Origin of the sequence: Moraxella caviae (genome assembly GCF_002014985.1) — a bacterium.
Classification (GTDB): Bacteria; Pseudomonadota; Gammaproteobacteria; order Pseudomonadales; family Moraxellaceae; genus Moraxella; species Moraxella caviae.
The window spans coordinates 48007-72939 of sequence record NZ_MUXU01000010.1 but is presented as its reverse complement, the minus strand read 5'-3'; the positions used below and the strand labels follow the sequence as shown (position 1 = coordinate 72939).

Sequence of the window (24933 nt, the reverse complement as noted above, 5' to 3'; positions counted from 1 at the left end):
TGGGGATGGTATCTACAACCGTCTCATAACCCAATCCATCAAACCCCACCCACTCCCTACCATTTTCCGTCAAAATATGCGAAAATAAAGTTTAGTCTGCGTGATGATTTGCCGCCAAAAATATGGGAAAAATTTTCGCCAAAATTCTGGCGATAAAATTTTAAAAAATCATTAAAAATCATATATTTACTTCACAAAATAATAGGGAGTGTGCTATAATGCCAACAGCCAACAGCCGCCAAAGTTCTGCCGATTTACACGCGCGCTACGAACAAGCCTTTTTAGCCGAGCTTGACAAAAAACTCTGGGACGCCGCCGATCGCCTACGCACCAGCGTTGATGCTGCCGTTTATAAATACCCTGTATTGGGCTTGGTCTTTTTAAAATACGTCTCCGACAGCTTTACCGCCTGCCAAGAAGCCATCAAGGCTGAGCTCACCGACCCAAACAGCGACTACTACCTAGACCCTGCCGACTTTGACGAGCAAAGCTACCAAGACGAGATAGACGCAGAGCTTGCCGACCAAGACAACTACACCGCACGAAACGTCTTTTGGGTAAAAGACATCGCTCGCTACGACACAATCCAAAAAATCGCCCGCTATCAGCTTGGGCAGCCTTACACCGTTGATGGCAAAGAAGCCAAATTTGGCGGCGTTGCCAAACTCATTGACGATGCCTTTGAAGCCATCATCACCGACAACCCAGCCCTAAAAGGCGTGCTGCCAAACATCTCTGCGCTAAATATTGAGCCGGATATTTTGACAGGCTTGATTGACCTATTTGCCGACACCAATTTTAACAAACCTATCCACAACGGCATGACGCTGGATTTATCGTCCAAAGACATCTTGGGTCATGTGTACGAATACTTTTTGGGGCAATTTGCCGCCGCCGAAGGTAAAAAAGCAGGGCAATTTTTCACGCCAAAATCCATCGTCAGCTTGATTGTAGAAATGCTTGAGCCTTTGGCAGGGCGTGTGTATGACCCTGCGATGGGCGCAGGCGGATTTTTTGTACAATCTGAAAAATTCATCAAAGCCCACCAAGGCAACCTAGACCACATCTCCATTTACGGTCAAGAGCAAAGCCACACCACTTATAATCTTGCGGTGATGAATATGGCGCTGCGTGGCATTCCTTTTAATTTCGCCCAAGGCGATACTCTAAAATCGCCAGCCCACCGTGATATTAAAATGGATTACATCATGGCAAATCCGCCTTTTAACGTCAAGCAGTGGTATGACGAGAGCCTACAGTTTGACAAACGCTGGGCGTACGGCTTGCCATCTGCGGGCAATGCCAACTTTGCGTGGCTGTCGCACATGATTGCCCAGCTGTCTGACAAAGGGCGCATTGCGATGGTGCTTGCCAATGGCTCCATGAGCACCCAAACCAAAGGCGAGGGCAATATCCGCGCCAAAATCGTTGATGCTGATTTGGTGGAATGTATGTTGGCACTGCCAAGCAATCTATTTACCAACGTTACCATTCCTGCGTGCGTGTGGTTTTTAAATAAAAACAAAACCGCCGCCACACGTGGCAAGGTGCTGTTCATAGACGCGCGTAATCTGGGCTATATGAAAGACCGCGTGCTGCGTGATTTCACCCAAGACGACAAAGACACCATCAGCCAAACCTACCACAACTGGCAAAAAGGCGAAAACTACACCGACACCAAAGGCTTTTGTTACTCAGCAACGCTGGACGAAATCGCCGCCAATGACTATGTACTGACCGCAGGACGCTATGTGGGCGCAGAAGATGTGGTGGGCGATGACACGCCATTTGCCGAAAAAATGCAGCAGCTTACCGCACTTTTGTACGAGCAATTTGCACAAAGCGCAGAGCTGGAAGAAAAAATTAAAGAAAATTTGGGAGGGTTGGGGTATGAAGCTTAAAGATATAGTTAATATAAGAGGAGGGAAGAGATTGCCCAAAGGTGCTACATTGCAAATAGAAAAAAATAAACATCCGTATATTCGTGTAAGAGATATGAAGGATAAGTATGTCTCTTTAGATGAACTGGAGTATGTTCCTGAAAATGCGTTTCCTCAGATTAAAAATTATATTGTAAATGAAAATGATGTGATTATTTCTATTGTTGGAACAATAGGGTTGGTTTGCATTATTGATAAAGCATTAAATAATGCTTCTCAAACAGAAAATTGTGCTAAATTATCTGGATTGAATAAAACTGACGCTCAATATCTTTATTATTTCTTAAAATCAGATGCCGGGCAATCAGAAATTAGAAAAGCTACGGTTGGCGCTGTTCAGCCAAAATTACCTCTATATGGTATTGAAAATATAACTATTGATTGGAAATCAGAGATAGAAAGAGAAAAAATAGTTTATATTCTGTCAAAGTTAGACGACAAAATCCAACTCAACACCCAAATCAACCAAACCCTAGAACAAATCGCTCAAGCGGTGTTTAAAAGCTGGTTTGTGGATTTTGATCCTGTCAAAGCCAAAGCCGAAGTGCTGGCAAATGGCGGCACGCTGGACGAAGCCAATGCCGCCGCTGTGGCAGTCATCAGCGGTCAAGGTATGGACGGTCTATCCATGCTTTCAAAAGACACACTCACCCAAATCGCCCACGCCATGCCTTGTGAGATGGGCGATGATGGCGTGCCTGTGGGGTGGGAGAATGTAGAACTAGATACGCAGTTTAAATTTATTGGTGGTTCGCAACCACCAAAATCTGAGCATATTTATGAGTATCGAGAAGGCTATGTTCGATTTATTCAAAATCGTGATTATGCTAAAGAAACTCACCAAACTTTTATTCCTGTTTCTCAGCGCAACAAATGTTGTAATAAAAAAGACATTTTGATTGATAAATATGGAGAGGCAGGAAAGGTGCGATTTGGTATTGCAGGTGCTTATAATGTTGCCTTGGCAAAACTTGAGCCAATCGGTCAAAACAAAAGAGAGTTTTTGCGCTGGTATTTCAACCGAGCGGAAATCAAAGATTATTTGCAAGCATCGTCCATGGCTTCAACGAGAAATTCTTTAAATTCATCGTCTTTTAAAGGAATGAAAATCACTATCCCAGATGATCATTTTCTTTTGTTGTTTGAAAATTTTGCTTCTGTTATTATTGGTAAGATATTGCAAGTTAAGCTGGAAAATACTCAGCTTAAGCAAACTAGGGACTTTTTATTACCTAAATTATTGAGCGGGGAGGTTGGGGTATGAGTAAACAGAGAAAGCCTAAAAACATTGAAGATTGGCAAGAGTTGGTTGGCTGCTTAACAGAAATGTTAAGGCTGGTAAGAGAAAGTAATCACTTTATTTATGAGTGGGAGACTATTCATCTCTATTCAAATTACGACCAAGGTGGAAAGTTTCGTTATTATCAATATTTATTGCCTTATATCAGCAGGGCGTATTTAGATGCTTGTTTTGTCAGATTAAGTATTTTGTTTGATATCACCAGTCAGACAAGCATACAGGCTATATGTAATTTTCTGACAAAGCAGGGCTTATGCGAGGCTGAGTACCCAGAGGATGCTGCAGAGCAGGAATATAATGTTAAATTTAATGGGAAAGTGACCAATTTTTCAGAAGTTGAAAATTTGAAAAAAATTAGAAATAAGACAATTGCTCATATTGATAATCATGAGAGAAATTTTTTTATGAGGAAAACCCAACATCTAGGCGAGATATAAATAATTTGATATTTAAAATAGATACGTTTTTGAGAGATGTTATTAAATTTCTTATGGATAAGTTTGGGCAGGATAAAGATAAAAAGTACCGAAAAGAGTATGGTGAATTTTACCAACCGTTATTTCAATTGCTGCACAATAAATCGGATTACGTTGCCAATAATGGTATAGCTTTGGTGTTGGATAGTTTGCCCAATCCAAATCTTTTGTCAAGAGCGCATGTAAATGCAAAAAATGTTGTGCCATTAGAGTGCATGCCAGCTCCAGACGAGCAGCCGCAAGATGATAAAGATACTAATCCACCCCAAATGGATTAACCAGCACCACACCGCCATGCGCAAAATCTTTAGTGTTGCGTGTGGCGATGGTGGCTTGGTGAGCGTGAGCGATACCGAGAATTTGAGCGTCTGCAATGTCTTTGAGTGGTAAGCCCATTTTCTCACGTTCGCTTAAAAACTTAGCGCAAAATGGCGCATATGATGAATGAAATTCTAGGATTTTGTCTTTGAATAAGTCGTTCAGCATTCTATCCCAGTCTGACAGCAAGGTTTGTTTACGCTTGCCGTCAGGTAGGCGGTAAAGACCGACATAGATTTCGGTAATGCTAATACTGGTGATGTATAGATTGTTTTCATCTTGATGGTCAAACCATTGCACAACATTAGGGTGGGCGATAGGTTTTGATAGTTCTGAGATGACGTTAGTATCTAAAATAATCATCATGAAAACTCCGCAGGTTTTGGCGGCTCCCATTCAGGCAGTCTAAAAACTTCATCATCATTTTGCGGTGGCGGCACGTCTTTAAAGTATGACATGATTTTTTGCCCTGTACCGTAGTACGGCTCATCGGTTTTTAGTGTTTTGCTTAAAAGTGCGACCAAATACTCATTTTGGCTTTGTCCTGCCTGTTCGGCGTTTTTGATGATTTGTTGCTCAAGCTGTGGCGGCATATCAATAATCATTGGCTTATCTCCCATGTGGCTTTTTGAGTATTTTACACAATATCAGACGGCTTTGGCAAATACACAGATGACAAATTTCACCAACCCAAACCCAGTAGTTGCTTATAATTTAAACCCAACCCAACCAAAAGGAAATCCACCATGTACCACGAAGCCGATTTAGAAAATACTGCCATTGCCACGCTTGTGGAGCTGGGCTGGCGGCACGTTGATGGCGGTGCATTGCCAGATGGGTTTCGTGAAAATGACAGGCAGGTGATTTTTGATGAGTCGCTGTTTTCGGCATTATCACAGCTCAATCCTGATTTGCCCACGTCCGCCATCACAGATGCGATGACGGTTTTAAAGCGAGACAGCACCAATCTGTACGAGCGCAACCAAACCGCCTACACGCACCTAAAATCAGGCGTGAGTGTCAGCTATCGTGATGCTGATGGCAATGCCAAGCAAGCGATGGTGTCGGTGGTGGATTTTTATGATGTGGCGAATAATGACTTTATCATCGTAAGTCAGCTTAGCATTCAAGGACAAAGGCAGCGCCGCCCTGATTTGATTGCTTATATCAATGGCTTGCCTGTGGCGGTGTTTGAGCTAAAAAACCCAGCGGACGAAAACGCCACGCTCACTCATGCGTATCGTCAGATTGACAGCGCTAAGCGTGATGTGTCGCAGCTGTTTGTGTATCATCAGCTGTCGGTGATTAGCGATGGCATACAGGCGCGGATTGGTTCTTTGACGGCGGATTTGTCGCGTTTTGCGCCGTGGTTTGTGGTGGACGAAAGCACACATTCGCGCGTGGCGTTTATTGATGAGCTGGACGCGCTGCTGCATGGGTTATTCACGCCAAGCAGTCTGCTGAGCTATATCGCCAATTTTGTGCTGTTTGAAGATGGTGTCAAAAAGATTGCCAATTATCATCAGTATTATGGGGTCAAGGCAGCCATTGAAAACACCGAACACGCCTTTATGACAGACAGCGGTAAAATTGGCGTGATGTGGCACACCCAAGGCAGCGGCAAGTCCATCTCTATGCTGTTTTATACCGCCATGCTGACGTCTTGTGCGCAGCTTAACAACCCAACGATTGTGGTGATTACCGACCGTACCGATTTGGACGGACAGCTATTCGCCACATTCAGCCGTGGCAAGCAGCTGCTTGGGCAAACGCCCATTCAGGCAGAGAGCATTGACAGCCTGCGAGATGAGCTGGGCAAGCGTGGTGCAGGCGGGGTGATTTTTAGCACCATTCAAAAGTTTGCCATCGGTGAAGGTGAGCTTCGCCACCCTGTGCTAAATGAGCGTAAAAACATCGTGGTTATCACGGACGAAGCCCATCGCACGCAGTACGGCTTTATGCAGACTTTGGGCGATGATGGCAAGTACAAATTCGGCTTTGCCAAGCATTTGCGAGATGCTTTGCCCAATGCGTCTTTTATCGGCTTTACAGGCACGCCCATCAGCGAAGATGATAGAGACACCAAAGAAGTGTTTGGCGAGTACATTTCCATTTATGATTTAGAAGATGCGGTAAAAGATGGCGCAACTGTGCCGATTATTTATGAAGCGCGGCAGGCGAAATTGGGCGAAAGCGGCAGTTTTGATGACGATGTGGCGCAGATTGAAGCGATTTTGGCTGATGAGACGCACCCAGAACATACCAAGAAATTGGGCGTGATGAATTTGCTCAAAGGCAACCCAAAACGCCTAAATGCTTTAGCGCACGACATTTTAGCCCACTATGACAAACGCACCGAGCAAATGGACGGCAAGGCGATGGTGGTGATGGCAAGCCGTAAAATGTGCGTGGATTTGTATGACTGTATCGGGAAAATTCGCCCAGAGTGGCTCAGCGATGACGTGGGTAGAGGACGTGTGAAAATCATGATGACGGCAAGCAGCACCGACCCTGAAAATTTCGCCAAGCACAGTTATAACAAAATCCAAAAAGAGACCATTGAAAAACGCTTTAAAGACCCGAGCGATGAGCTTGTAATGGTGATTGTGTGCGATATGTGGCTGACTGGCTTTGATGTGCCGTGCTGTAACACCATGTATATTGACAAGCCGATGGCAGGGCATAATCTGATGCAGGCGATTGCGCGTGTCAATCGTGTGTTTAAAAATAAAGACAAGGATAATGGCGGCTTGATTGTGGATTATACAGGGCTTTTTGATGAGCTTAAAAAAGCCTACGCCCAGTACACCAAATCAGGCAAGCAAGAGCTAAAACCCAAAGACACCAGCGACGTCATCGCAAAGCTAAAAGATGAGCTGTCGGTGATACGTGGACAATTTGCCGAGCAGGTGGACGGCAAGGCGTTTGATGTGAATTTAGCGCTGCAAATTGACGAGCCGCAAGCGCTGTTTGCTGCACTTCGCCAAGCGGCAAACCACATTGTCGCCCTAGACAGACAAAAGCCTAACACCGCCCAATCCATCAACGGTAAAGCCCCAAAGAGTAAAACGCCCAGAAAAGACAGATTTTTACAAGCGGTGCGCCTTGCCAAAAAGGGTTATGCGCTGTGCGGCATGGTGGACGAAGTGGCGGTATTTGCGCGTGAGCTTGCGTTTTTTGACCGTGTGCGTGCAATCATCGTCAAAAACCAAACAGGCGCAGGCGGTGTGAGCATTGATGAGGTTTTGTTGCGTGTCAAGCTGCTGGCTCATCAGGCGGTGGACAGCGATGGTGTGGTGGATTTGTTTGAGCAAATGCAAAAGTCGCACCCAAATATTGCGCTTTTATCGCCTGAGTTTTTGGCATTGGTAAAATCAAGCGATACGCCTGATTTGTGGGCGTTGGCAATGCAAAAGTATTTATCCCAAGAAATTGCGGAGAAATCGGCAGGCAACCTGACGCTAAAAACGCAATTTGCCCAAAAACTCAAAGAGGCGATGACCAAATATCATAACAACCAAATCACCGTGCTTGAGGTGATTGAGGCGATGATTGAGCTGTCAAAAACCATGCAGGAGCAGCTGGCGCGTGGCGAGCATTTGGGGCTTAATTTTGATGAGCTTGCGTTTTATGATGCGCTGGCGCAAAATGACAGCGCCAAAGAGCTGATGGGCGATGAGCTGCTCAAGCAAATTGCCACCATCATTTGCCAAAAGGTGAAAAGCTCAGCCACAGTGGATTGGCGACAAAAGCAAAATGTGCAGGCGCGGCTGCGTGTGGAGATTAAGCGGATTTTGCGCCGTTTTAAATATCCGCCAGATTATCAAGAATCGGCTGTGGAGCGTGTGATTGAGCAGGCGCAAGGGCTGGCAAATGACGTGGCAGGTGAGTAGGGGTTTGTTGGGTTGGCGTTGCGCCGTAAGTTCGGTTTTGTAGCGTCCGTAAGTTGGGTTAGCGAAGCGTAACCCAACATTTTAAGCGATAAACCAAATCCAAAACGTTGGGTTTTCACAAGCTTAACCCAACTTGCCTATTGTCTCACAACCCAAACTACAATCGCCCACAAACCCAAATCGCCCACAAACCCAAATCGTTCAAAAAATCCGTTCGTGGTTAATGCAAAAAAACCGTTCGTGGTGAGCTTGTCGAACCATGGGCGGTTTTTTAATCTTTCAATAGGTCAAAATCTCCACCAGTTCGACCCTTCGACAAGCTCAGGGCGAACGGGGAAATCGCACTAAATCCAGCGGTTTAAATCGGATTTTAAAATCATGTTGAGTTTTGGTGAGCCGTAAGTTGGGTTAGCGAAGCATAACCCAACATTTATAAGACAAACTAAACCCAAAAACGTTGGGTTTTCGCAAGCTCAACCCAACTTACAATCACCCCAAATTCAACCCATAAACCCATTAAAAAACCCGCCAACTCATTGACAGGTTTTTTCATTAGCTTACAAATCAATGCATCAAACCGTACGTTTGGCGGCGGTGATGTTCAGCGCAACCATCGCCACCACAATGCCGATACCGATGATGTCGGTCAGGGTTTCTGGCACGATTAGGCAAAACGCCCCAGCTGCCAAAATCACACGTTGCCACAGCGGCATGACGGCTTTAAAATAGCCTTCCACCGCTGCCGACAGCGCAAGCACGCCAATGATGGACGTTGTCGCCACGCTGGCAATCACGCCCCAAGACGGCATGGCAAATTCTTTGGCGGTAACGGCGATGTCGGTTACGTCAATCAGCATCATATTTGGATTGTACACAAACATGAACGGCACGATAAAGCCTGCCAGCGCAAGTTTGAGCGATTGCCAGCCAGTTTTCATCGGATCGCCGCCAGAAATGCCTGCGCCTGCGAAGGCTGCCAGAGCCACAGGCGGCGTAATGTTGGCAAAAATCCCAAAATAAAATACAAACATATGCGCCACCAAAATCGGCACATCAAAAGTCGCCAGTGCAGGCGCTGCCATCGTAGCAGTGATGATGTAAGCAGGAATGGACGGCAAGCCCATGCCCAGCACCATAGAAGCCAGCATGGTGAGCAGCAAGGTCAAAAACAGCGAACCTGCGCCCAAAGTTACGATGGACGAAGTCATTACCGTGCCAAAACTTGTCAAGTTCACCACGCCAATCACGATGCCTACCACCGCACACGCTGCCATCACGGACAAAGACTGCTTTGCGCCATCTTCTAGTGCGGCGATGATGTCTTTAAAGCCCATGCGAGTTTCTGGGCGCAGCCAGCTGATGACGATGGTTGCGCCAATGGTGTAGGCGGCTGCATAGCCAATCGGCACATTTTTGGCGAGCAATACCACCAAAAACACGATGGGCAATAGCATATGTCCGCGCGCTTTAAGCACTTCTTTGACTTTTGGTAAGTCAGCCTTAGCAATGCCTGTTAGGTTTAATTTGCCAGCACGAAAATGCACCTGCGCAATCACGCCAAGATAATACAATAAGGCAGGCAGCACTGCCGATAAAGCGATGGTGCTGTACGCCACGCCTGTGGTTTCTGCCATGATGAAGGCGGCTGCACCCATGATTGGCGGTAGGATTTGCCCACCGACAGACGCACTGGCTTCCACTGCGCCAGCGAAGTTTTTATCATAGCCGACTTTTTTCATCAAAGGAATGGTGAACGCGCCTGTACCCACGACGTTTGCCACCGCTGCGCCATTGATTGAGCCCATAAAGCCGCTTGAGATGACCGAGACCTTGGCAGGGCCGCCTTGCTTATCACCTGCCAATGCCAACGCCAAATCGTTGAACAGCTGCCCCATGCCAGAGCGTGATAAGAACGCACCAAATAAGATGAACAGGAAAATAAACGTTACTGACGCACCGATGGCGGTAGAGTACAGACCTTCAGTTTTTAGGTATAATTGCCCAAAAATATCACCAAAATCATAAGGGCGTGTCAAAAGACGGTCAGGCATGAAATCAAAATGGCTGATAAACGGATAAGCTAGGAAAATCAGCGCAAAAATCGGCAAAATCCAACCTGTGATGCGCCTTGCCATCTCAAGTACGACCACGGTCGTGATGATGGCAAAGATAACATCAAGCTGATTGGGAATGCCACCACGCACGGTTACGATGTCTTGGTATTGCCACAATAGATAGCCAGCGCCAGACAATGCCAGTGCCGACCAAATCCAATCATACCATACCACTTTGGCGCGGCTGGATTTTTTGGCAGGCGGATAAATCAAGAAAATCAGCGCGGCACCCACCGCCACATGGATTGAGCGCTGCACAATCTCTGGCATGGGATTAAACGTGATGTACAAATGAAACAGCGAATACAGCACGGCAATCGCTGCGATGATGTAGCGCGTTGCCTGTGAAGTGGGACGGCGTGTTACCGACTCACGGTCAAATTTTTCCAAGATTTCTTGGGCTTTGGCTTCAGAAACTTCGGCGTCCAAAGTCGTCTTGGCGGTGTCAAGATTTGGGCTAGATTGAGTCATAAAAATCCTTGCACAAAAGTGTTCAGGCGGGATTGATGAGATTTTTTAATTATGGGTTGTTGGTTGGTTGGTTGGTTGCTTGATTGATTGTCAGTTGAGCGTGGGTTGAAATTGGCGTGATTTTGTCAGTTTTTATTAAACCAATTTGCCAAGTTGATTTATCTAGTCAATTTGCCCAGCCAATTTGCCCAGTTGGTTTATCAAGCCGATTTACCAGCGGCTTTATTCGGCAGGGCAAGGCGCAATCCAAAGGCGTTGCCATGCGTTTAAAGTGGCTGGCTTGATTTGCACTTCGGTATAATCAGGCAATTTTTTGGCGATGGCAAAGCGTCCGTCTGCGCTGATGATTTCGCCCGCCATGTTGTCAGACACTACCCAATTTAGCACATCAAGCGCCAAATCCACACGCTGACCTGTGTAGCCTTGTGGGGCGGATATCGGCGTGCCTGTGCTTGGCGTGCCTGCGCCAAAACTTTGGATATAAGTGCTGGTCAGTAGCAGTTTATCGCCTTGTTGGGTGTAATTTTCTTGCCACAGCTGCTTTTCTACCGAATGTCGCCATTTGAGCGAAAAATCGTGCGCCAAGCGGCAGTGAAATTCATCGTTTGGCGTGCGCAAAACCACGGCAGGCGTGCGCCAAAATACGCCCACAGCCACAACGAAAAAACACGCCACAATCACAACACAACGTGCGATTGTGGCGGTAAAATGACGTTTCACGCGCGTGAATTATTTGTCGCTGCTTTCAGCGTCAGCATTGGCGGCAGCTTCAGCTTCGGCTGGTGCGGAAGTTTGTGCGGCAGCCACTTCGTCATAGTAGCGTTTTGCGCCTGCGTGCAGCGGTGCAACCAAGCCGTTTTGCGCATTGGCAACGCTGATGTCATTTGCTGCTTGGTGAGCATTTTTTAGCGTGTCAAGATTTTCAAAGAAGGCTTTGGTCAGCTTGTACACATCATCATCGCTGATGTCGCTGCGCACCACCAGTGCATTTAAGATGGCAGCGGTCGGTACGGCTTGGGCATTGCCATAAGTGTTCGCTGGAATATCCATCGGAATAAAGAAAGATTTGGTTTTGGCAACTTCTTTTAGCTGCTCGGTCGGCACAGAAACCAGTTGTAAATCAAAGCCTTGCTCAAGCTCCATCAATGATGAGTTTGGAATGCCGCTCGTCAAAAACGCCGCGTCCAGCTTGCCTGATTTTAGACCGTCTGCCGCTTCAGCATAGCCCAAATAATCCACTTTGATGTCGGCATAAGTGATGCCGAAGCCTTCAAGCAAAGCGCGCGTTGCCACTTCTACGCCAGAGCCTTGTGCGCCTACTGCCACACGCTTGCCTTTTAGATCTTCAATGCTTTTGATGCCTGATTTGCCAGACGCAACGATTTGCACATAGTTTGGATATAGGCTTGCCACTTGCGATACGTTGTCAATTTTGGCGGTGAAATTGCCAGTGCCGGCCACCGCTTCGCTCAGCGCATCGCTCATCACAAATGCCATTTCCAGTTTCTTTTGCGCCAAAAGATTTAGGTTTTCTACAGATGCACCAGTGGTTTGGGTTTTGGCGTTTACACCAAATAATTTGGCATAAGTTTCGGTCAAAGACGTGCCAATGATGTTATAGGGGCCAGACGCACCGCCTGTGCCTACGGTAACAAATTTGGTTTGTAGTGCGTCATCGCTGACGGCGGCGGCTTCGGTTTTATTATCTTCGCCACAAGCGGTCAGTGCTGCGCCAGATAGGGTTAAGGCGGTGGCAAAGGCTAGAGTTTTTAGTGAAAAACGCATGATGATTTCCTTATGGTTGGGTTTGGCGGCTAAAAGATGGCTGCGCCAAACGACAGCGTAAAATTGCTTAAAATTGTTAGATACAAATTATAACAAAACGTAATATCTTGTCAATCATGGGCAAAGAATTTGTAGTCAAGCGTTTGGCGGGATTTTGGGCTTGTCGTTTGCGGTTTATTTGTGATTGAATGGACAATAAAAAACCTGCCAACTCATCGGCAGGTTTTGTAAGTAAATCCGCTTATTTAAGCACAGAACGCGCGTCTTTGGTGATTTTATCAATCAAAGCAAGCGCTTGGCTTGAGCTGTCTTCGTGCGATTTCACTTCGTGTTTTAGCTGCTGCACTTGGTCGTGCAAATCAAGGCACAGCAACACCAAAAGTTCTTCGTTGGTTGGGGTTTTGCCACGAATGTTTTTGCGAATGTCGCGCAATTTTTGGTTGATGTGGTCAGCGGTGGCTTCTAGGTTTTTCACTTCATCGCTTGGGCAAATGATGCGGTGCGGCGTGCCTGAAATGCTGATGTCCACAGGCTTCATCACAGGTTTGTCTTTCACCAGCAAATCTGCACCAGCTTGGCTTGGAGCGGCTTGCGTTTGTGGTGCGGCGGCTGGTTTGGCGATTTGCTGAGTTTGCGCAGCTGGATTGTGCGCAGTTTGCGTTGCTTGATTTTGAGCTTGATTTTGCACATAAACGGCGGCACTTGGCTGCTGTGCGGCTGATGACACCGCTTCTGACAGTGCATTTGGTGCGGCATTTGGTGCAGCAGGTCTGGTCAGATTGGCGGCTTGTGCGGCTGCGGCTTGAACGTGATTCATGGTATTTCCTTGAAATTGTCTTGCGTAAAATTACCTTGATGGCTGTGGCGATGTGCGCAATTAGGCTTGTTTGTCAATTTTGCTAAGCCATTCTTGAATGATTTCAGCGCGTGAAATTGCCAAGGCGTTTTTGTCTTTAAGTTCTTGATTTTGCTTGATAAGTGATTGATTTTCTTCAATCAAAGTTTCAATTTGTGCTTGCAGAGCGTTGCGAGATTGCTCCAGCTGTTCGCTTTGTTTGGCTTGTGCATTTAAATCTTGCGTGGCTTGAGCAAGGCGATTTTGCAAATCGGTGATGATGTGCGGACTGTCGTCATTTGCCATTTTGTGTTTGAGATTGGCAAGCTCGGTGGCGGTGTAATTGTGCTGTTTTTTGAGCTCTAAGACGGTTTGCTCAAGCGTTTGTAGTTGGTTTAACATAAAAAATCCTTGCAAATAAGACGATGGTGTTATGATACCATATTATCAATTTTTTGTTAAAATTCATAGAGTGTTGGTGTAAATTTGCCGCAAAATTCCCGTTTTTTCGTGGCGTGAACGGGCTGTCAAAGTGGATTTAAGATGGCAGACTTGGATTTTGGCTAGATGAGTAAGATAAAATTTGCCTGCGCTCTTGTGTTTTGCCAAAATGCACGCATTTAGAGTAGATGTGCGATGAATGAGCGGTTTGAAATTAGCGGCTGAAAATTGACGACTGAAGCATTGGCGGTTTGATAAGCTGGCGGCTGAAAATTTGTCGGCTGAAAAATTTGCCGATAAACGGTAATTTAAACTAAAAAATTGTCAGTCAATTTATCAAAAATCATTGCCAAATTCATTGAAAATCACGGCAAACTTGCTGTAAATCATTGCAAAAACCATCGCAGAAATTACCACAAAAACCATCACAAAAACCCATCAAATCTAAGCAAAACGGAGAGATTATGAGCGATTTTATGTCAGGCTGGGACGACTGGACGGCAGCGTTTAGCGACTGGACGGATATCACCATCAGCGAGCTGCATGGCTTGATGACAGGCATTATGACGGCTTGCAATGCGCCTGACGCAGAAGGCTGGCAGCGTGTGCTAGAAGAGCTGAGCTTTGATGTGCCGAATGAGCGCGCGCTTGAGCTTTTGGCGGAGTATGCAGAAGATGTGAGTTTTGCGCTCAAGGACAAAGACGATGCCTACGCCTACGAGCCGCTGGTGCCTGACGATGAGCATGAGCTGTATGAGCGTGTGCTGGCGCTTAAGGATTGGGCGGGCGGTTATTTGACAGGCATTGGCGTGGCGGGCATTACGCCAAGCAAGGACGAAGAAGAGCTGCTGCGAGATTTGGCGCAGATTGCCGCCATTCGTCTTGATGATGCCGAAGAATTTGACGGCGGTGAAGAAATGTGGCTGCATTTGTTTGAATTTGCGCGCATGGTGCCTGTCAGTCTTGCGGTGAGAAAACGTTGTAATATCAATGAGTTGCCACTGATTAAAGGGCTTGCACCGACCGCCAAAACCGCCAATGAAATCGCCCAAGACAAAGCTGCACAAAAAACGCAATCGTTATACATTGACGCCATGCACCAAAAGCAGTGATGGGATTTGTCGCTTGATGTACGCTGACTGATTTGCGCCATTTGGTTCGTGTTTGATGGGTTTATGGCGTAAATCGTGGCAACAGTGGGCGGTAAAAATTGCCCTGCGGTAAAATTTCGCCTATAATAAGCGGTTTGATTTCGTGCGCTGATTTGCCATCGCTGGCAGTGGGCGTTTAAATTTTTCACTTAGCACCAACCATCATGCAAATTTTGTCGCTCACCCCTGATTTTTCTGTACAGCTGCCGCCACTTGCGCTCACCATTGGCAATTACGATGGCGTGCATTTGGGACATCAGGCATTGCTTGGGGCATTGGTGGCGCACGCCCAGCAAAAAAACCTAAAATCAGCGGTGATGGTGTTTGAGCCGCAGCCGCGCGAATTTTTCCAAGCGGACAATCCGCCAGCACGTTTGACCAATTTATCCGAAAAAGCGGCGCTCATTGCTCAGTGCGGCATTGATTATTTGCTGGTGGCACGCTTTGATGAAGCGTTTCGTTCGCTGTCGGCGGCGCAATTTGCCAAACTTTTGCGTGTGCTTGGCGTGGTGGATTTGGTGCTGGGCGATGATTTTCGCTTTGGGCATGACCGCATGGGCGACCGTGCGTTTTTGCAGCAGGCGGGTTTTGGTGTGGATCAGCTGCCGAGCGTTTTGGCGGCAGGTGAGCGAGTCAGCTCTACAGCCATCAGACACGCTTTGGCGCAGGGTGATTTGGCGCAGGCTAGCCAGCTTTTGGGGCGAGATTATGCCATCACAGGCGAAGTGGTGCATGGCGATCAAATTGGGCGCACGCTTGATTTTCCAACGGCAAATATCGCCCTGAATCGTAAAAAAGCCGCCTTGCAAGGCGTGTTTGCTGCCGATGTGTTTGTGCTTGATGGTGCGGCTGCTTGCAATGCGCCAAGCAAGCCGAGTGATTTTCAAGCAGCTGGTACACCGCTGGCGTGGCAAAATTTCGCCAAAGATGGTAAAACTGGCATTCAAGGCACAAAGCCGCACAGTCTTTTGGGGGCGGTGAGCGTTGGCACACGCCCAAGTGTCAATGGAACACAAGAGCGCCTAGAAGTGCATTTGCCAGAATTTGCAGGCGATTTGTACGGCAAGGTGCTAAAAGTGGAATTTTTGCATTATTTGCATGGTGAGCGTCATTATGATGGTTTGGATTCGCTCAAAGCAGGCATTGACGCAGATGTGCAGCATATGCTGGCGTGGCGAAAAGCGCAGGGTTGAATTCTTGTAAATCAAGTGGTTGTGCAATTTAGCTATGCAATTTACAATACTACAAACCCAATCAATTTTACCAAAACCAAAAAAAGCACCGACATAAATCGGTGCTTTTGTTTTGCGCAAGGTTTAGGCGTTGTTTTTGCGCTCTAGGTCTTGTACGTCTGCCACGGTCAATGCCGTCATGTTTACAATGCGGCGCGCGGTGGCTGATGGCGTCAAGATGTGCGCAGGTTTGTCCGCACCCAGTAGGATTGGGCCAATCGCTGCCGAACCTGTGGCGGTTTTTAGCAAGTTAAAGGCGATGTTTGCTGCGTCAAGCGTTGGCAAAATCAGCAAGTTTGCCGAGCCTTTGAGCGTGCTAAATGGATAGCTTTGCTCACGGATACGCTCGTCCAGCGCAGCATCGCCGTGCATTTCGCCATCAAATTCAAAGTCCACATTCATCTCGGTCAATAGGTCGTGAACTCTGCGCATTTTGGCGGCAGACTCACGGTCTGATGTGCCAAAGTTTGAATGCGACAGCAGGGCAACGCGCGGCGTGATACCAAAACGGCGCACACTTTCGGCTGCCAATACGGTCATTTCGGCAAGCTCTTCAGCGGTTGGGTCTTCGTTGATATAAGTATCAGCGATGAATAGGTTGCGGTTTTGCATCAAAATGGCGTTCATCGCATACAGACCGCTGACGCCTTCACGCTTATCAATCACGCGGCGCACATAGTTTAGATGCAGATGGTAGAAGCCGAATGTGCCACAAATCATGCCGTCAGCATCGCCAAGCTCTACCATCAGCGCACTGTGCAAACTTGTCTTACGGCGCACATCACGGCGTGCCAGCTCGACACTCACGCCATTGCGTTTGTTTTGCTCGTAGTAGTGCTTCCAGTAATCTTCGTAGCGTGGGTTGGTGTGCGGATCGATGATGGTGATGTTTTCGCCATCTACCAAACGCAGACCCAAATCTTCAATTTCTTTGTTGATGACATCAGGGCGACCAATCAAAATCGGCGTAGCGATTTGCTCGTCCACCACCACTTGTACCGCGCGCAGTACGTTGATGTCTTCGCCTTCTGCGTATACGATACGTTTTGGATCGGCTTTGGCTTTGTTAAAGATTGGTTTCATCGCCAAGGCGGTGTTGTACACAAATTCAGACAGTTTTTGGCGATAAGCGTCAAAATCGCTGATTGGCAAGGTTGCCACGCCAGTATCCATCGCTGCTTTGGCAACGGCTGGGGCGATTTCCAGAATCAAATTTGGCTCAAGTGGGCCGGGAATCAGATAATCACGACCGAACGACTTGGCGGTTTTACCTGTGCTGTCTAAGTCTTGTGATTCGGTGTGTGCCATGGCTGCGATGGCGTGTACACAAGCCAGCTTCATTTCTTCATTCACGGTGGTTGCGCCCACGTCCAGCGCGCCACGGAAAATATAAGGGAAGCACAAGGCGTTGTTCACTTGGTTTGGATAATCCGAGCGGCCAGTCGCCATGATGACGTCTGAGCGTACTGCGTGCGCAAGCTCTGGCATGATTTCTGGCGTTGGGTTGGCAAGCGCAAAGATGATTGGGTCTTTTGCCATGCTGCGCACCATGTCTTGGCTGACCACGCCGGGGCCTGACAAGCCAAGAAATACGTCTGCGTCCACCATCACTTCTGCCAGCGTGGTTTTGTCGGTGTCGCGAGCGTAGCGTTGTTTTGATTCGTCAAGATTTTCACGGCTGGCGGTAATTACGCCTTTAGAATCAAGCACATAGATGTTTTCTTTTTTCGCACCCAGTGCCACCACCAAATCAAGGCAAGAAATCGCTGCTGCGCCTGCGCCTGAGCAAACCAAAGTGATGTCTTCAATTTTTTTGCCGTTAAGCTGTAGGGCGTTTAGCAGTGCGGCGGCGGAGATGATTGCTGTACCGTGCTGGTCGTCATGAAACACAGGAATGTTCATTTTTTCGCGCAATTCACGCTCAATTTTGAAACATTCTGGCGCTTTGATGTCTTCTAGGTTGATGCCGCCGAATGTTGGCTCAAGGCTGGCAACGGTTTCGATGAACTTATCTGGGTCGTGTTCGTTGATTTCAATGTCAAACACGTCAATGCCAGCGAATTTTTTGAACAGTACGCCTTTACCTTCCATCACAGGTTTTGATGCCAGCGCGCCGATGTTGCCAAGTCCAAGCACGGCGGTACCGTTGGTGATTACGCCAACAAGGTTTGCGCGTGCGGTGTATTTGGCGGCAAGTTTTGGGTCTTTTTCAATTTCAAGACAAGGCACTGCCACACCCGGAGAATAAGCCAGCGCCAAGTCGCGTTGGTTGGCGATTTGCTTGGTTGGGGTAACGCTGATTTTACCCGGACGTGGGTGTTCGTGGTAGTGTAGGGCGTTTTGCTCAAACTGCTGTTGTTCAGCGGATTTTTGTTCTGACATGATAATTTTCCGTTGGTTGTGGTTGGTGCGCTAATCTTGCGCAAATGCTTTCACATTCTAGCATGATTTTTGGGGTGGTGCTAGGTTAAAACGCAAATCTTTGGGGAAAATTTCACGATAAATTTAATGATGAAACAGGCGGTGAGCATGGGTGATTATGGCGAGTGCGTTAAAATTGTATTTAAATGAAGTGCATTTAAATGTGGTGAATAAAAAAGCATGAAAATGTACCACAAAAAAGCAAGCCTTGAGCGTCAAGACTTGCTTAGAGTTGTTAAATTGACTAAAACGATTGGCGGCTTAGTCATTCATCTTTTTGGCAGCCTCCATCGCAAAATACGTCAAAATGCCATCGCAGCCAGCACGTCTAAAGCCAATCAGGCTTTCTAAAATCACGTCTTCAGACAGCCAGCCGTTTTGGATTGCTGCCATGTGCATGGCGTATTCACCGGATACTTGATAAGCGAAAGTCGGCACACCAAAAGCGTCTTTGACTTCACGCACCACGTCCAGATACGGCTGACCGGGTTTTACCATCACCATATCCGCGCCTTCGTTGATGTCAAGAGCGACTTCGTGCAAGGCTTCGGCACGGTTGGCAGGGTTCATTTGGTATTGTTTTTTATGACCTTTTAGATTGCCGCTTGAGCCGACCGCATCACGAAACGGCCCATAATACGCAGACGCATATTTGGCAGAATATGCCATGATGGCGGTGTTATGATAGCCATCACTTTCTAGGGCGACACGCATGGCACCGATACGGCCGTCCATCATGTCGCTTGGGCTGATGACGTCTGCACCTGCTTTGGCGTGAGCGAGTGTTTGCTTGACCAGCGTGTCAATGGTGATGTCGTTTAACACATAGCCATCATTGTCAATGATGCCGTCTTGACCGTGCGTGGTGTAAGGGTCAAGCGCCACGTCCGTCATCACAATCATCTGGGGCAGTGCGTCTTTGATGGCTGACACCGCACGGCAAGCCAAGGTGTTTGGATTAAAGGCTTCTTCGCCATTTGGGGTTTTAAGCGCAGGGTCAATCACAGGGAAAATATCCACCATGCGCACGCCAAGCGCGTACAATTCTTTGGCGTATTGCACGGTCAAATCAATGGAAAGACGCTCCACGTTTGGCATACTGGCAATGCTTTGGCGCGCGTTTTGCCCTTCAATGACAAACAGCGGCGCAATCAGGTGGCAAGGCAGCAAATGCGACTCAGCGACCATCTGGCGAATGCCATCAGAGACACGCATACGGCGCAGGCGAGTATTAGGATAAGTGCGGTTGAATTGATAAGTCATAATCGTTCTTTTGGTTGGTTGTGTAAGAAATTTGACCAAGCGGTGTTGGTTTTGGGTATCATAGCATATTTTTGGTGGGTTTTGGGCACAGCTTGTGGGTGCTTTGATTGTTTAAAGTGTATTTTATGATTGGGTTTATTGATTTATTTAGAGTTTGGCTTGGCAATATGGTTTTGTTCGTTTAAAAACAGATGAGTGAAAATTGGGTGAATTGACTAAACAATTTATTTGCCAAAAAGTAAAAAACGCCACCAATTTTACATCGGCGGCGTTTACAGATGGGTTGTGATTGACTTATAAATACATTTGCGCAAATTCTCGGCATAGCGCTTGATTTTCGTGGCGTGGGTAGCTTGCCGTCCATGCGCGTACGTTGTGCAAAGTGGCGCGGTATTCAGGCTCGCTGCTCAGCAGGCGCAAGGTTTCGTGCGGGTCGGCGCTGGTGGGGATAAAGGCGCGCAGTTGGCGGTTATAAGCGTGGGCGAATTGTACACGCTCGTTGCTGCCAAGCATGGACGGGCAGATTTCGCCAAGCACTTGGATTAAGGCGGCTTCGTACTTGCTGACGCTGAGCGCAGCATGGTTTGATGTGCCTGTCGCCTTGATAAATCGTGGCGTTGCTTGCGCTTCGGCAGATGCCAGCGTCATCAGCACAGCGCACAGCATCAGCCAAAATTTGGCGCAAGAAAAGGAATGACTTGCGGTGTGTGGTGCGTGAGTTTTGGTTTGGGTGAATGGCGCGCTCAAAGAAAAGGCAAACAACGTCATACAGATCACTCGTATTGTGTGTTGTGCGTATGATACTGATTTTGTCGGCAAATGTCATACACAAAAGCAGGGCAATATGTAGGATAATTGTGTTTTTTACGCCAAATGAGCAACATTGTCGCAAACTTCGCCCATGCGCTGCAACACTGGCTCAAATCGTGGCTGATTTCTGCTTGGGCGGTAAGATTGGGGTAAGGTGGTGAGGTTTTTTTGAATCAAAATAAGAATTTGGCGGGCTGCCAATAAGTATTTCTTTTAATTATTTGCACTACAGAAAGAATTTTATTACAATAATCCTACAAAAGCAGATTTAATGCTTGTTTAATTTTAATTTAAGGTTATGAATTGGTGCAATAATGAAAAAAGTTTTATCTATTGTATTTATGGCGGCTTTGTTGACGGCTTGTGGCGAGACTGGTGATAAGGCTCTTAAGGCAGCAGCAAAGGCTGTGCTTGAAGAAGATAACGCCCAAAACAGCGAGCAACAATCAGCGCACGAGTCAGCTCAACAAGATCTGATAGAGCAAGAGTTGCAAGACGCTCCAGAGTTTGAAAGAGGTTCTGTGGCGGATATCGATTCTGAGCCACTGGGACAGTTGCCGCCTAAACCAGCCGCTCCACAAAATTCCGAACGCGTGGTTCGTCACAGAGCGACTGTATTGACTCAATACGGAGGCCGTGTATTGGTTAGACAAGCACCGAGCCGTGGTGGCCGTCAGTTGGGTTATTTGTATGACCAAGAAGAGGTTTGGGTGGTTGGTGAAACTAACCGCTGTGAGACTATCAATGGATTGTATGGTTGCTGGGTAAAAGTAGTTGATGTGACAGGTCTGACAGGCTATAGTTTTGGCGCATATCTAAATTACTAACTTAAATTTTATTGATTGGTTTAAATCAAAAATTAAGTTGGCTTGTCAATATTTAATATCATTTGGAGCAAAGCGTCAAATATGCAACATCATGACAAACATCAATCGCAGAAAAAATCTTTTTTAACGTCATTGTTGTGGAAGATTTTGATTTGTTTAGTAATTCTTTTGGGAATTGCGTATGCAGGACGCGAGTTCTTGTTGCGTTTTTTTAATCATTATCAAAATGAAAGCGTATTAGAAGTGCAGTCGGTTGATGAGGTGAATGCAAGTGATGAGCATGAGAATGCTGCTTTGCATGATGTTAAAAACCTTGAACAGAACTCACAAGATGCATATCCGCAGCCAAATAATCAGGCGCTTAATAGTGCAAATCATGATGCGTTATCAGCGGTGAATGGTGTGGGTGAAAGTCATTTGACGTCGGTTGATTCAAAGTACACCAATAAAGATGAGCGTGTTCACCGTGAGACTTATCAGCCATTGATGGATTTGATTGCAGCGGCACAAAATGACGGTATTCGATTAAAGATTGTATCTGCTTATCGCTCTTATGCTCACCAAAAGAGAATTTGGGAGAGAAAATGGGCAGACAGTCCTAATGATGATGTGTATAAGGCTCAGGATATTTTGCGTTATTCATCTTTTCCGGGTACAAGTCGTCATCATTGGGGTACGGATATTGATTTTAATAGTGTGGAATTGAATTATTGGGAGACTCAAGAGGGTCGCCGCACGCATCAGTGGCTGCTGAGCAATGCACCCAGATTTGGGTTCTGTCAAGTGTACGCACCGGGACGCACGCACGGATACGAAGATGAGCCTTGGCATTGGTCACATATGCCTACGGCAGCTCAATATTTTCAAGTGATGAGCCAGCCAAACGCTTTGAATGTTGTGGTTAATCAGAAGGTTCTGGGTGCGCCAGCCGTTGCTTCTATGCAAGATGAATTGATGGGCTATATTACTTCAGTTTCATCGTGTAATACAAATCTGTCTCAAACGTCTGTTCAAGCTTCTCAGGGTGAATTACACAAACCATCAGCGGATTTTTTGGCGCAAAATCATCAAAATGAATCACTGTATGATGAAAGAGTGAGTTATCAAGAGACGGTGCTCAGCGATAAAGACAAGCAGGCGCTTGGCACGACTGAGCGCGCCAAAGAAATCAGCCAGATGAAGCAAAAACAGGCTGGAGCGGAGCTTGGTGCAGGCCGCTAAGACTTTTATTAAACTTTTAGCTAAGTTATTAAAGACTTGAATAAAAGAAGGGTGTTTATTTTAAGGGTCGAAACCTTAATCAAAAACCCCTTCTTGCAACGCCTTTGCCAAAAGCATACGCCCTTTTGGTGTGCGCTGAATGTAGCCTTGCTGAATCAAATACGGCTCAATCACATCTTCAAGCGTGCCGCGGTCTTCTGCCATTGCTGCCGCAATCGCTTCCACGCCAGCAGGTCTGCCATCAAAACGCTCATGCAGCATTTGCAAATAGCGTCTGTCCAAATGGTCAAGCCCTTGTCTATCCACTGCCAGCATATCCAGTGCGCTGCTGGCAATTTCCTGCACCACCACGCCATCGCCTTTAACTTCGGCATAATCACGCACACGGCGCAACAGGCGGTTGGCGATGCGCGGCGTACCACGAGAACGGCGTGCCACTTCAGCAGCGCCACCTGCGTCCATCGCAATGCCCATCAGCCGAGCCGAACGCTGCACGATGGTAGTCAAATCCGCCACGTCATAAAATTCCAGCCGCTGCGTGATGCCAAAACGGTCTCTGAGCGGTGATGTCAAAAGTCCCGCACGAGTGGTTGCCGCCACCAAAGTAAAAGGCGGCAAGTCAAGTTTAATAGAGCGTGCTGCTGGCCCTTCACCAATCATAATATCCAGCTGATAGTCTTCCATCGCAGGATATAAAATCTCTTCAATCACAGGGCTGAGCCGATGAATTTCATCAATAAACAGCACATCGCCTTCTTCTAAATTGGTCAGCATTGCCGCCAAATCACCCGCACGCTCCAGCACAGGCCCAGACGTTGAGCGCAGATTGCCGCCCATTTCTCTGGCGATGATGTTAGCAAGCGTGGTCTTGCCAAGCCCCGGCGGCCCAAAAATCAGCGTGTGATCCAGCGCTTCGCCGCGTTGTCTGGCAGCGGTGATGAACACTTCCATTTGGCTGCGTACTTTCGGCTGTCCGATGTAGTCGGCAAGCGTGGCAGGACGAATGGCACGGTCAAGCGAATCGTCTTTTTTTGGAGCTGGGTCAATCAGTCGGTTTGAAGTCATGGTGGTCGGATTTGTGCTGGATTTTTGTAAAATTTTTAATAGTTTATGTAATAATTTTAAATTTTAATTGGCGATTTTGGATAAAATTGATAAAAACGCATCGCATCGCCAAACTTGCCATTTTAGCCTAAAATCACCCTAAGCGCCAGTCTTTAAACATCAGCCTTTGCGCCAGTCTTTACACTAAATTCAGCTTGGCAGGCGAGCGTTAATTGGGTAAAACTTGGCAAGCGTTAATCAATGCAAATCCAGCTGGTAAATGATTTTTATCTGGCATTTCACTACCAATAGCAAACTCGCCACCTGCGATAAGTCTTTGACCATAAAGCACAAACACCGTATAATAGACAGATTTTATTGTGCATTTTGTCAATTAACGGAAACAACCTATTATGTCTATCAAATCCGATCGCTGGATTCGCCGCATGGCACAAGAACACGAAATGATTGCGCCATTTGAGCCAAATCAAGTGCGCTACAACGAACAAGGCGAAAAGCTGGTCAGCTATGGCACGTCAAGCTACGGCTACGATGTGCGTTGCGCCAATGAATTTAAGGTGTTCACCAACGTACATTCTGCCATCGTTGACCCAAAAAACTTTGATGAGCGCAGTTTTATTGACATCGTGGGCGATGAATGTATCATTCCGCCAAACTCATTTGCGCTGGCTCGCACGGTGGAATATTTTAAAATTCCGCGCGATGTGCTGACCATCTGCCTTGGTAAATCCACCTACGCACGCTGCGGCATTATCGTTAATGTTACGCCGCTTGAGCCTGAATGGGAAGGTCATGTTACGCTAGAATTTAGCAACACCACCAACTTGCCAGCACGCATTTATGCAGGCGAAGGCGTGGCGCAAATGCTATTTTTCCAATCGGACGCGGACGATGTGTGCGAAACTTCCTACAAAGACCGTGGCGGCAAATACCAAGGACAAACAGGCGTAACTTTGCCAAAAACCTAATAAAAACAATCACATAATTAAGAAAATTTCAGTCATGCCAGACATTTATATTGAAAAATCCCATCAATTTGACTTAAACACCGCACGCACCCAAGCCAAGCAATGGCTTGCCGCCGCCCAAAGTGAATTTGGTGTAGAAGCCGACTATCAGCAAGGCGCAAATAGCGACACCGCCACCATCAAAAAAGCTGGCGTTACGGGGCGTGCAACCTTAGACGCTGATAAAATAGTTTTTGAAGCGGATTTGGCATTTTTCGCCAAACCATTAAAAAGCATGATTCAATCAGGCATTCAAGATGGCTTGGATCGGTATTTTGGCTAGGTCTTTATTGTTTATCCAAATAAACAAGCTGCTATTATCTTCCTTCGTATACTTTTAGTAAGCCACATGGTAATCTTGCG

The 24933-nt window shown here is 46.9% G+C and carries 22 protein-coding genes; 11 read left to right on the top strand and 11 right to left on the bottom strand.

The genetic code is table 11. The features are described from left to right. The first annotated feature begins 218 nt into the window (after positions 1-218). Genes B0181_RS01505 through B0181_RS01490 form a run of 4 tightly spaced genes read left to right on the top strand, consistent with a single transcriptional unit; the run spans position 219 to position 3994 of the window. The gene (locus B0181_RS01505) at positions 219-1901 is read left to right on the top strand and encodes a class I SAM-dependent DNA methyltransferase (protein ID WP_078275730.1); all 1683 of its coding nucleotides are present in this window, start codon (positions 219-221) and stop codon (positions 1899-1901) included. Further along, the gene (locus tag B0181_RS01500; RefSeq protein ID WP_078275729.1) at positions 1891-3204 is read left to right on the top strand and encodes a restriction endonuclease subunit S; all 1314 of its coding nucleotides are present in this window, start codon (positions 1891-1893) and stop codon (positions 3202-3204) included. Before B0181_RS01505 ends, B0181_RS01500 begins: the two co-directional genes overlap by 11 nt. Next, the gene (locus B0181_RS01495) at positions 3201-3677 is read left to right on the top strand and encodes an AbiU2 domain-containing protein (protein ID WP_078275728.1); all 477 of its coding nucleotides are present in this window, start codon (positions 3201-3203) and stop codon (positions 3675-3677) included. Before B0181_RS01500 ends, B0181_RS01495 begins: the two co-directional genes overlap by 4 nt. 29 nt (positions 3678-3706) lie before the next feature. Next, positions 3707-3994, top strand: a complete 288-nt coding sequence (locus B0181_RS01490) for a hypothetical protein (RefSeq protein WP_143821561.1) — start codon at positions 3707-3709, stop codon at positions 3992-3994. On the opposite strand, the gene B0181_RS01485 is transcribed toward B0181_RS01490, so the two are convergent. Next, positions 3972-4400, bottom strand: a complete 429-nt coding sequence (locus B0181_RS01485) for a type II toxin-antitoxin system VapC family toxin (protein WP_158078917.1) — start codon at positions 4398-4400, stop codon at positions 3972-3974. The genes B0181_RS01490 and B0181_RS01485 overlap by 23 nt on opposite strands. After that, positions 4397-4654, bottom strand: a complete 258-nt coding sequence (locus tag B0181_RS01480) for a hypothetical protein (protein WP_078275725.1) — start codon at positions 4652-4654, stop codon at positions 4397-4399. The genes B0181_RS01485 and B0181_RS01480 overlap by 4 nt, the downstream gene beginning before the upstream one ends. Positions 4655-4780: 126 nt before the next feature. Here B0181_RS01480 and B0181_RS01475 point away from each other — a divergent pair, with 126 nt between their 5' ends. Further along, positions 4781-7927 carry a type I restriction endonuclease subunit R gene (locus B0181_RS01475; protein WP_078275724.1) on the top strand — a complete coding sequence of 1049 codons (3147 nt, stop codon included), beginning with the start codon at positions 4781-4783 and terminating at the stop codon, positions 7925-7927. A gap of 572 nt (positions 7928-8499) precedes the next feature. Here B0181_RS01475 and B0181_RS01470 read toward each other — a convergent pair. The 5 genes from B0181_RS01470 to B0181_RS01450 all read right to left on the bottom strand — a co-directional run bounded on the left by B0181_RS01470 (position 8500) and on the right by B0181_RS01450 (position 13534). Further along, positions 8500-10512, bottom strand: coding sequence for a TRAP transporter permease (locus B0181_RS01470; RefSeq protein ID WP_078275723.1), 2013 nt, complete (start codon positions 10510-10512; stop codon positions 8500-8502). 222 nt (positions 10513-10734) lie between these two features. Beyond that, the gene (locus B0181_RS01465; RefSeq protein ID WP_078275722.1) at positions 10735-11232 is read right to left on the bottom strand and encodes a DUF1850 domain-containing protein; all 498 of its coding nucleotides are present in this window, start codon (positions 11230-11232) and stop codon (positions 10735-10737) included. 9 nt (positions 11233-11241) lie between these two features. Beyond that, positions 11242-12297 (bottom strand): TAXI family TRAP transporter solute-binding subunit, encoded by a 1056-nt coding sequence (locus B0181_RS01460; RefSeq protein ID WP_078275721.1) that lies wholly within the window; start codon positions 12295-12297, stop codon positions 11242-11244. A gap of 241 nt (positions 12298-12538) precedes the next feature. Next, positions 12539-13114, bottom strand: coding sequence for a cell division protein ZapA (gene zapA, locus B0181_RS12330; protein ID WP_245953297.1), 576 nt, complete (start codon positions 13112-13114; stop codon positions 12539-12541). A 60-nt stretch (positions 13115-13174) separates the two neighbouring features. After that, entirely contained in the window at positions 13175-13534 is a 360-nt protein-coding gene (locus tag B0181_RS01450) for a hypothetical protein (protein WP_078275720.1), read from the bottom strand. Positions 13535-14037: 503 nt separating this feature from the next. Between B0181_RS01450 and B0181_RS01445 the strand changes: the two genes are divergently transcribed. Next, a complete protein-coding gene (locus B0181_RS01445; RefSeq protein WP_169835759.1) occupies positions 14038-14685 on the top strand; it encodes a UPF0149 family protein in 648 nt (215 codons plus the stop codon). Positions 14686-14888: 203 nt separating this feature from the next. Then, the gene (gene ribF, locus B0181_RS01440; RefSeq protein ID WP_078275719.1) at positions 14889-15917 is read left to right on the top strand and encodes a bifunctional riboflavin kinase/FAD synthetase; all 1029 of its coding nucleotides are present in this window, start codon (positions 14889-14891) and stop codon (positions 15915-15917) included. Between the two features lie 123 nt (positions 15918-16040). Here ribF and B0181_RS01435 read toward each other — a convergent pair whose 3' ends face one another. The 3 genes from B0181_RS01435 to B0181_RS01425 all read right to left on the bottom strand — a co-directional run bounded on the left by B0181_RS01435 (position 16041) and on the right by B0181_RS01425 (position 20408). Next, positions 16041-18338 (bottom strand): NADP-dependent malic enzyme, encoded by a 2298-nt coding sequence (locus B0181_RS01435; protein WP_078275718.1) that lies wholly within the window; start codon positions 18336-18338, stop codon positions 16041-16043. A gap of 300 nt (positions 18339-18638) precedes the next feature. Continuing rightward, a complete protein-coding gene (hemB, locus tag B0181_RS01430; protein ID WP_078275717.1) occupies positions 18639-19640 on the bottom strand; it encodes a porphobilinogen synthase in 1002 nt (333 codons plus the stop codon). A gap of 294 nt (positions 19641-19934) precedes the next feature. Then, positions 19935-20408, bottom strand: coding sequence for an MCR_0457 family protein (locus B0181_RS01425; protein WP_078275716.1), 474 nt, complete (start codon positions 20406-20408; stop codon positions 19935-19937). Between the two features lie 356 nt (positions 20409-20764). Here B0181_RS01425 and B0181_RS01420 point away from each other — a divergent pair, with 356 nt between their 5' ends. Both B0181_RS01420 and B0181_RS01415 read left to right on the top strand, forming a co-directional pair. Then, positions 20765-21277 carry an SH3 domain-containing protein gene (locus B0181_RS01420; protein WP_078275715.1) on the top strand — a complete coding sequence of 171 codons (513 nt, stop codon included), beginning with the start codon at positions 20765-20767 and terminating at the stop codon, positions 21275-21277. 81 nt (positions 21278-21358) lie between these two features. Next, the gene (locus tag B0181_RS01415) at positions 21359-22498 is read left to right on the top strand and encodes a M15 family metallopeptidase (protein ID WP_078275714.1); all 1140 of its coding nucleotides are present in this window, start codon (positions 21359-21361) and stop codon (positions 22496-22498) included. A 75-nt stretch (positions 22499-22573) separates the two neighbouring features. Here the strand turns inward: B0181_RS01415 and ruvB are convergent, their stop codons facing one another. Continuing rightward, positions 22574-23563 (bottom strand): Holliday junction branch migration DNA helicase RuvB, encoded by a 990-nt coding sequence (gene ruvB, locus B0181_RS01410; protein ID WP_078275713.1) that lies wholly within the window; start codon positions 23561-23563, stop codon positions 22574-22576. A 392-nt stretch (positions 23564-23955) separates the two neighbouring features. On the opposite strand from ruvB, the gene dcd reads away from it, so the two are divergent. Further along, complete coding sequence (dcd, locus tag B0181_RS01405) at positions 23956-24531, top strand: dCTP deaminase (RefSeq protein ID WP_078275712.1); 576 nt, start codon at positions 23956-23958, stop codon at positions 24529-24531. A gap of 34 nt (positions 24532-24565) precedes the next feature. Then, positions 24566-24853, top strand: coding sequence for a polyhydroxyalkanoic acid system family protein (locus tag B0181_RS01400; protein WP_078275711.1), 288 nt, complete (start codon positions 24566-24568; stop codon positions 24851-24853). The last annotated feature ends 80 nt before the right edge of the window (positions 24854-24933 follow it).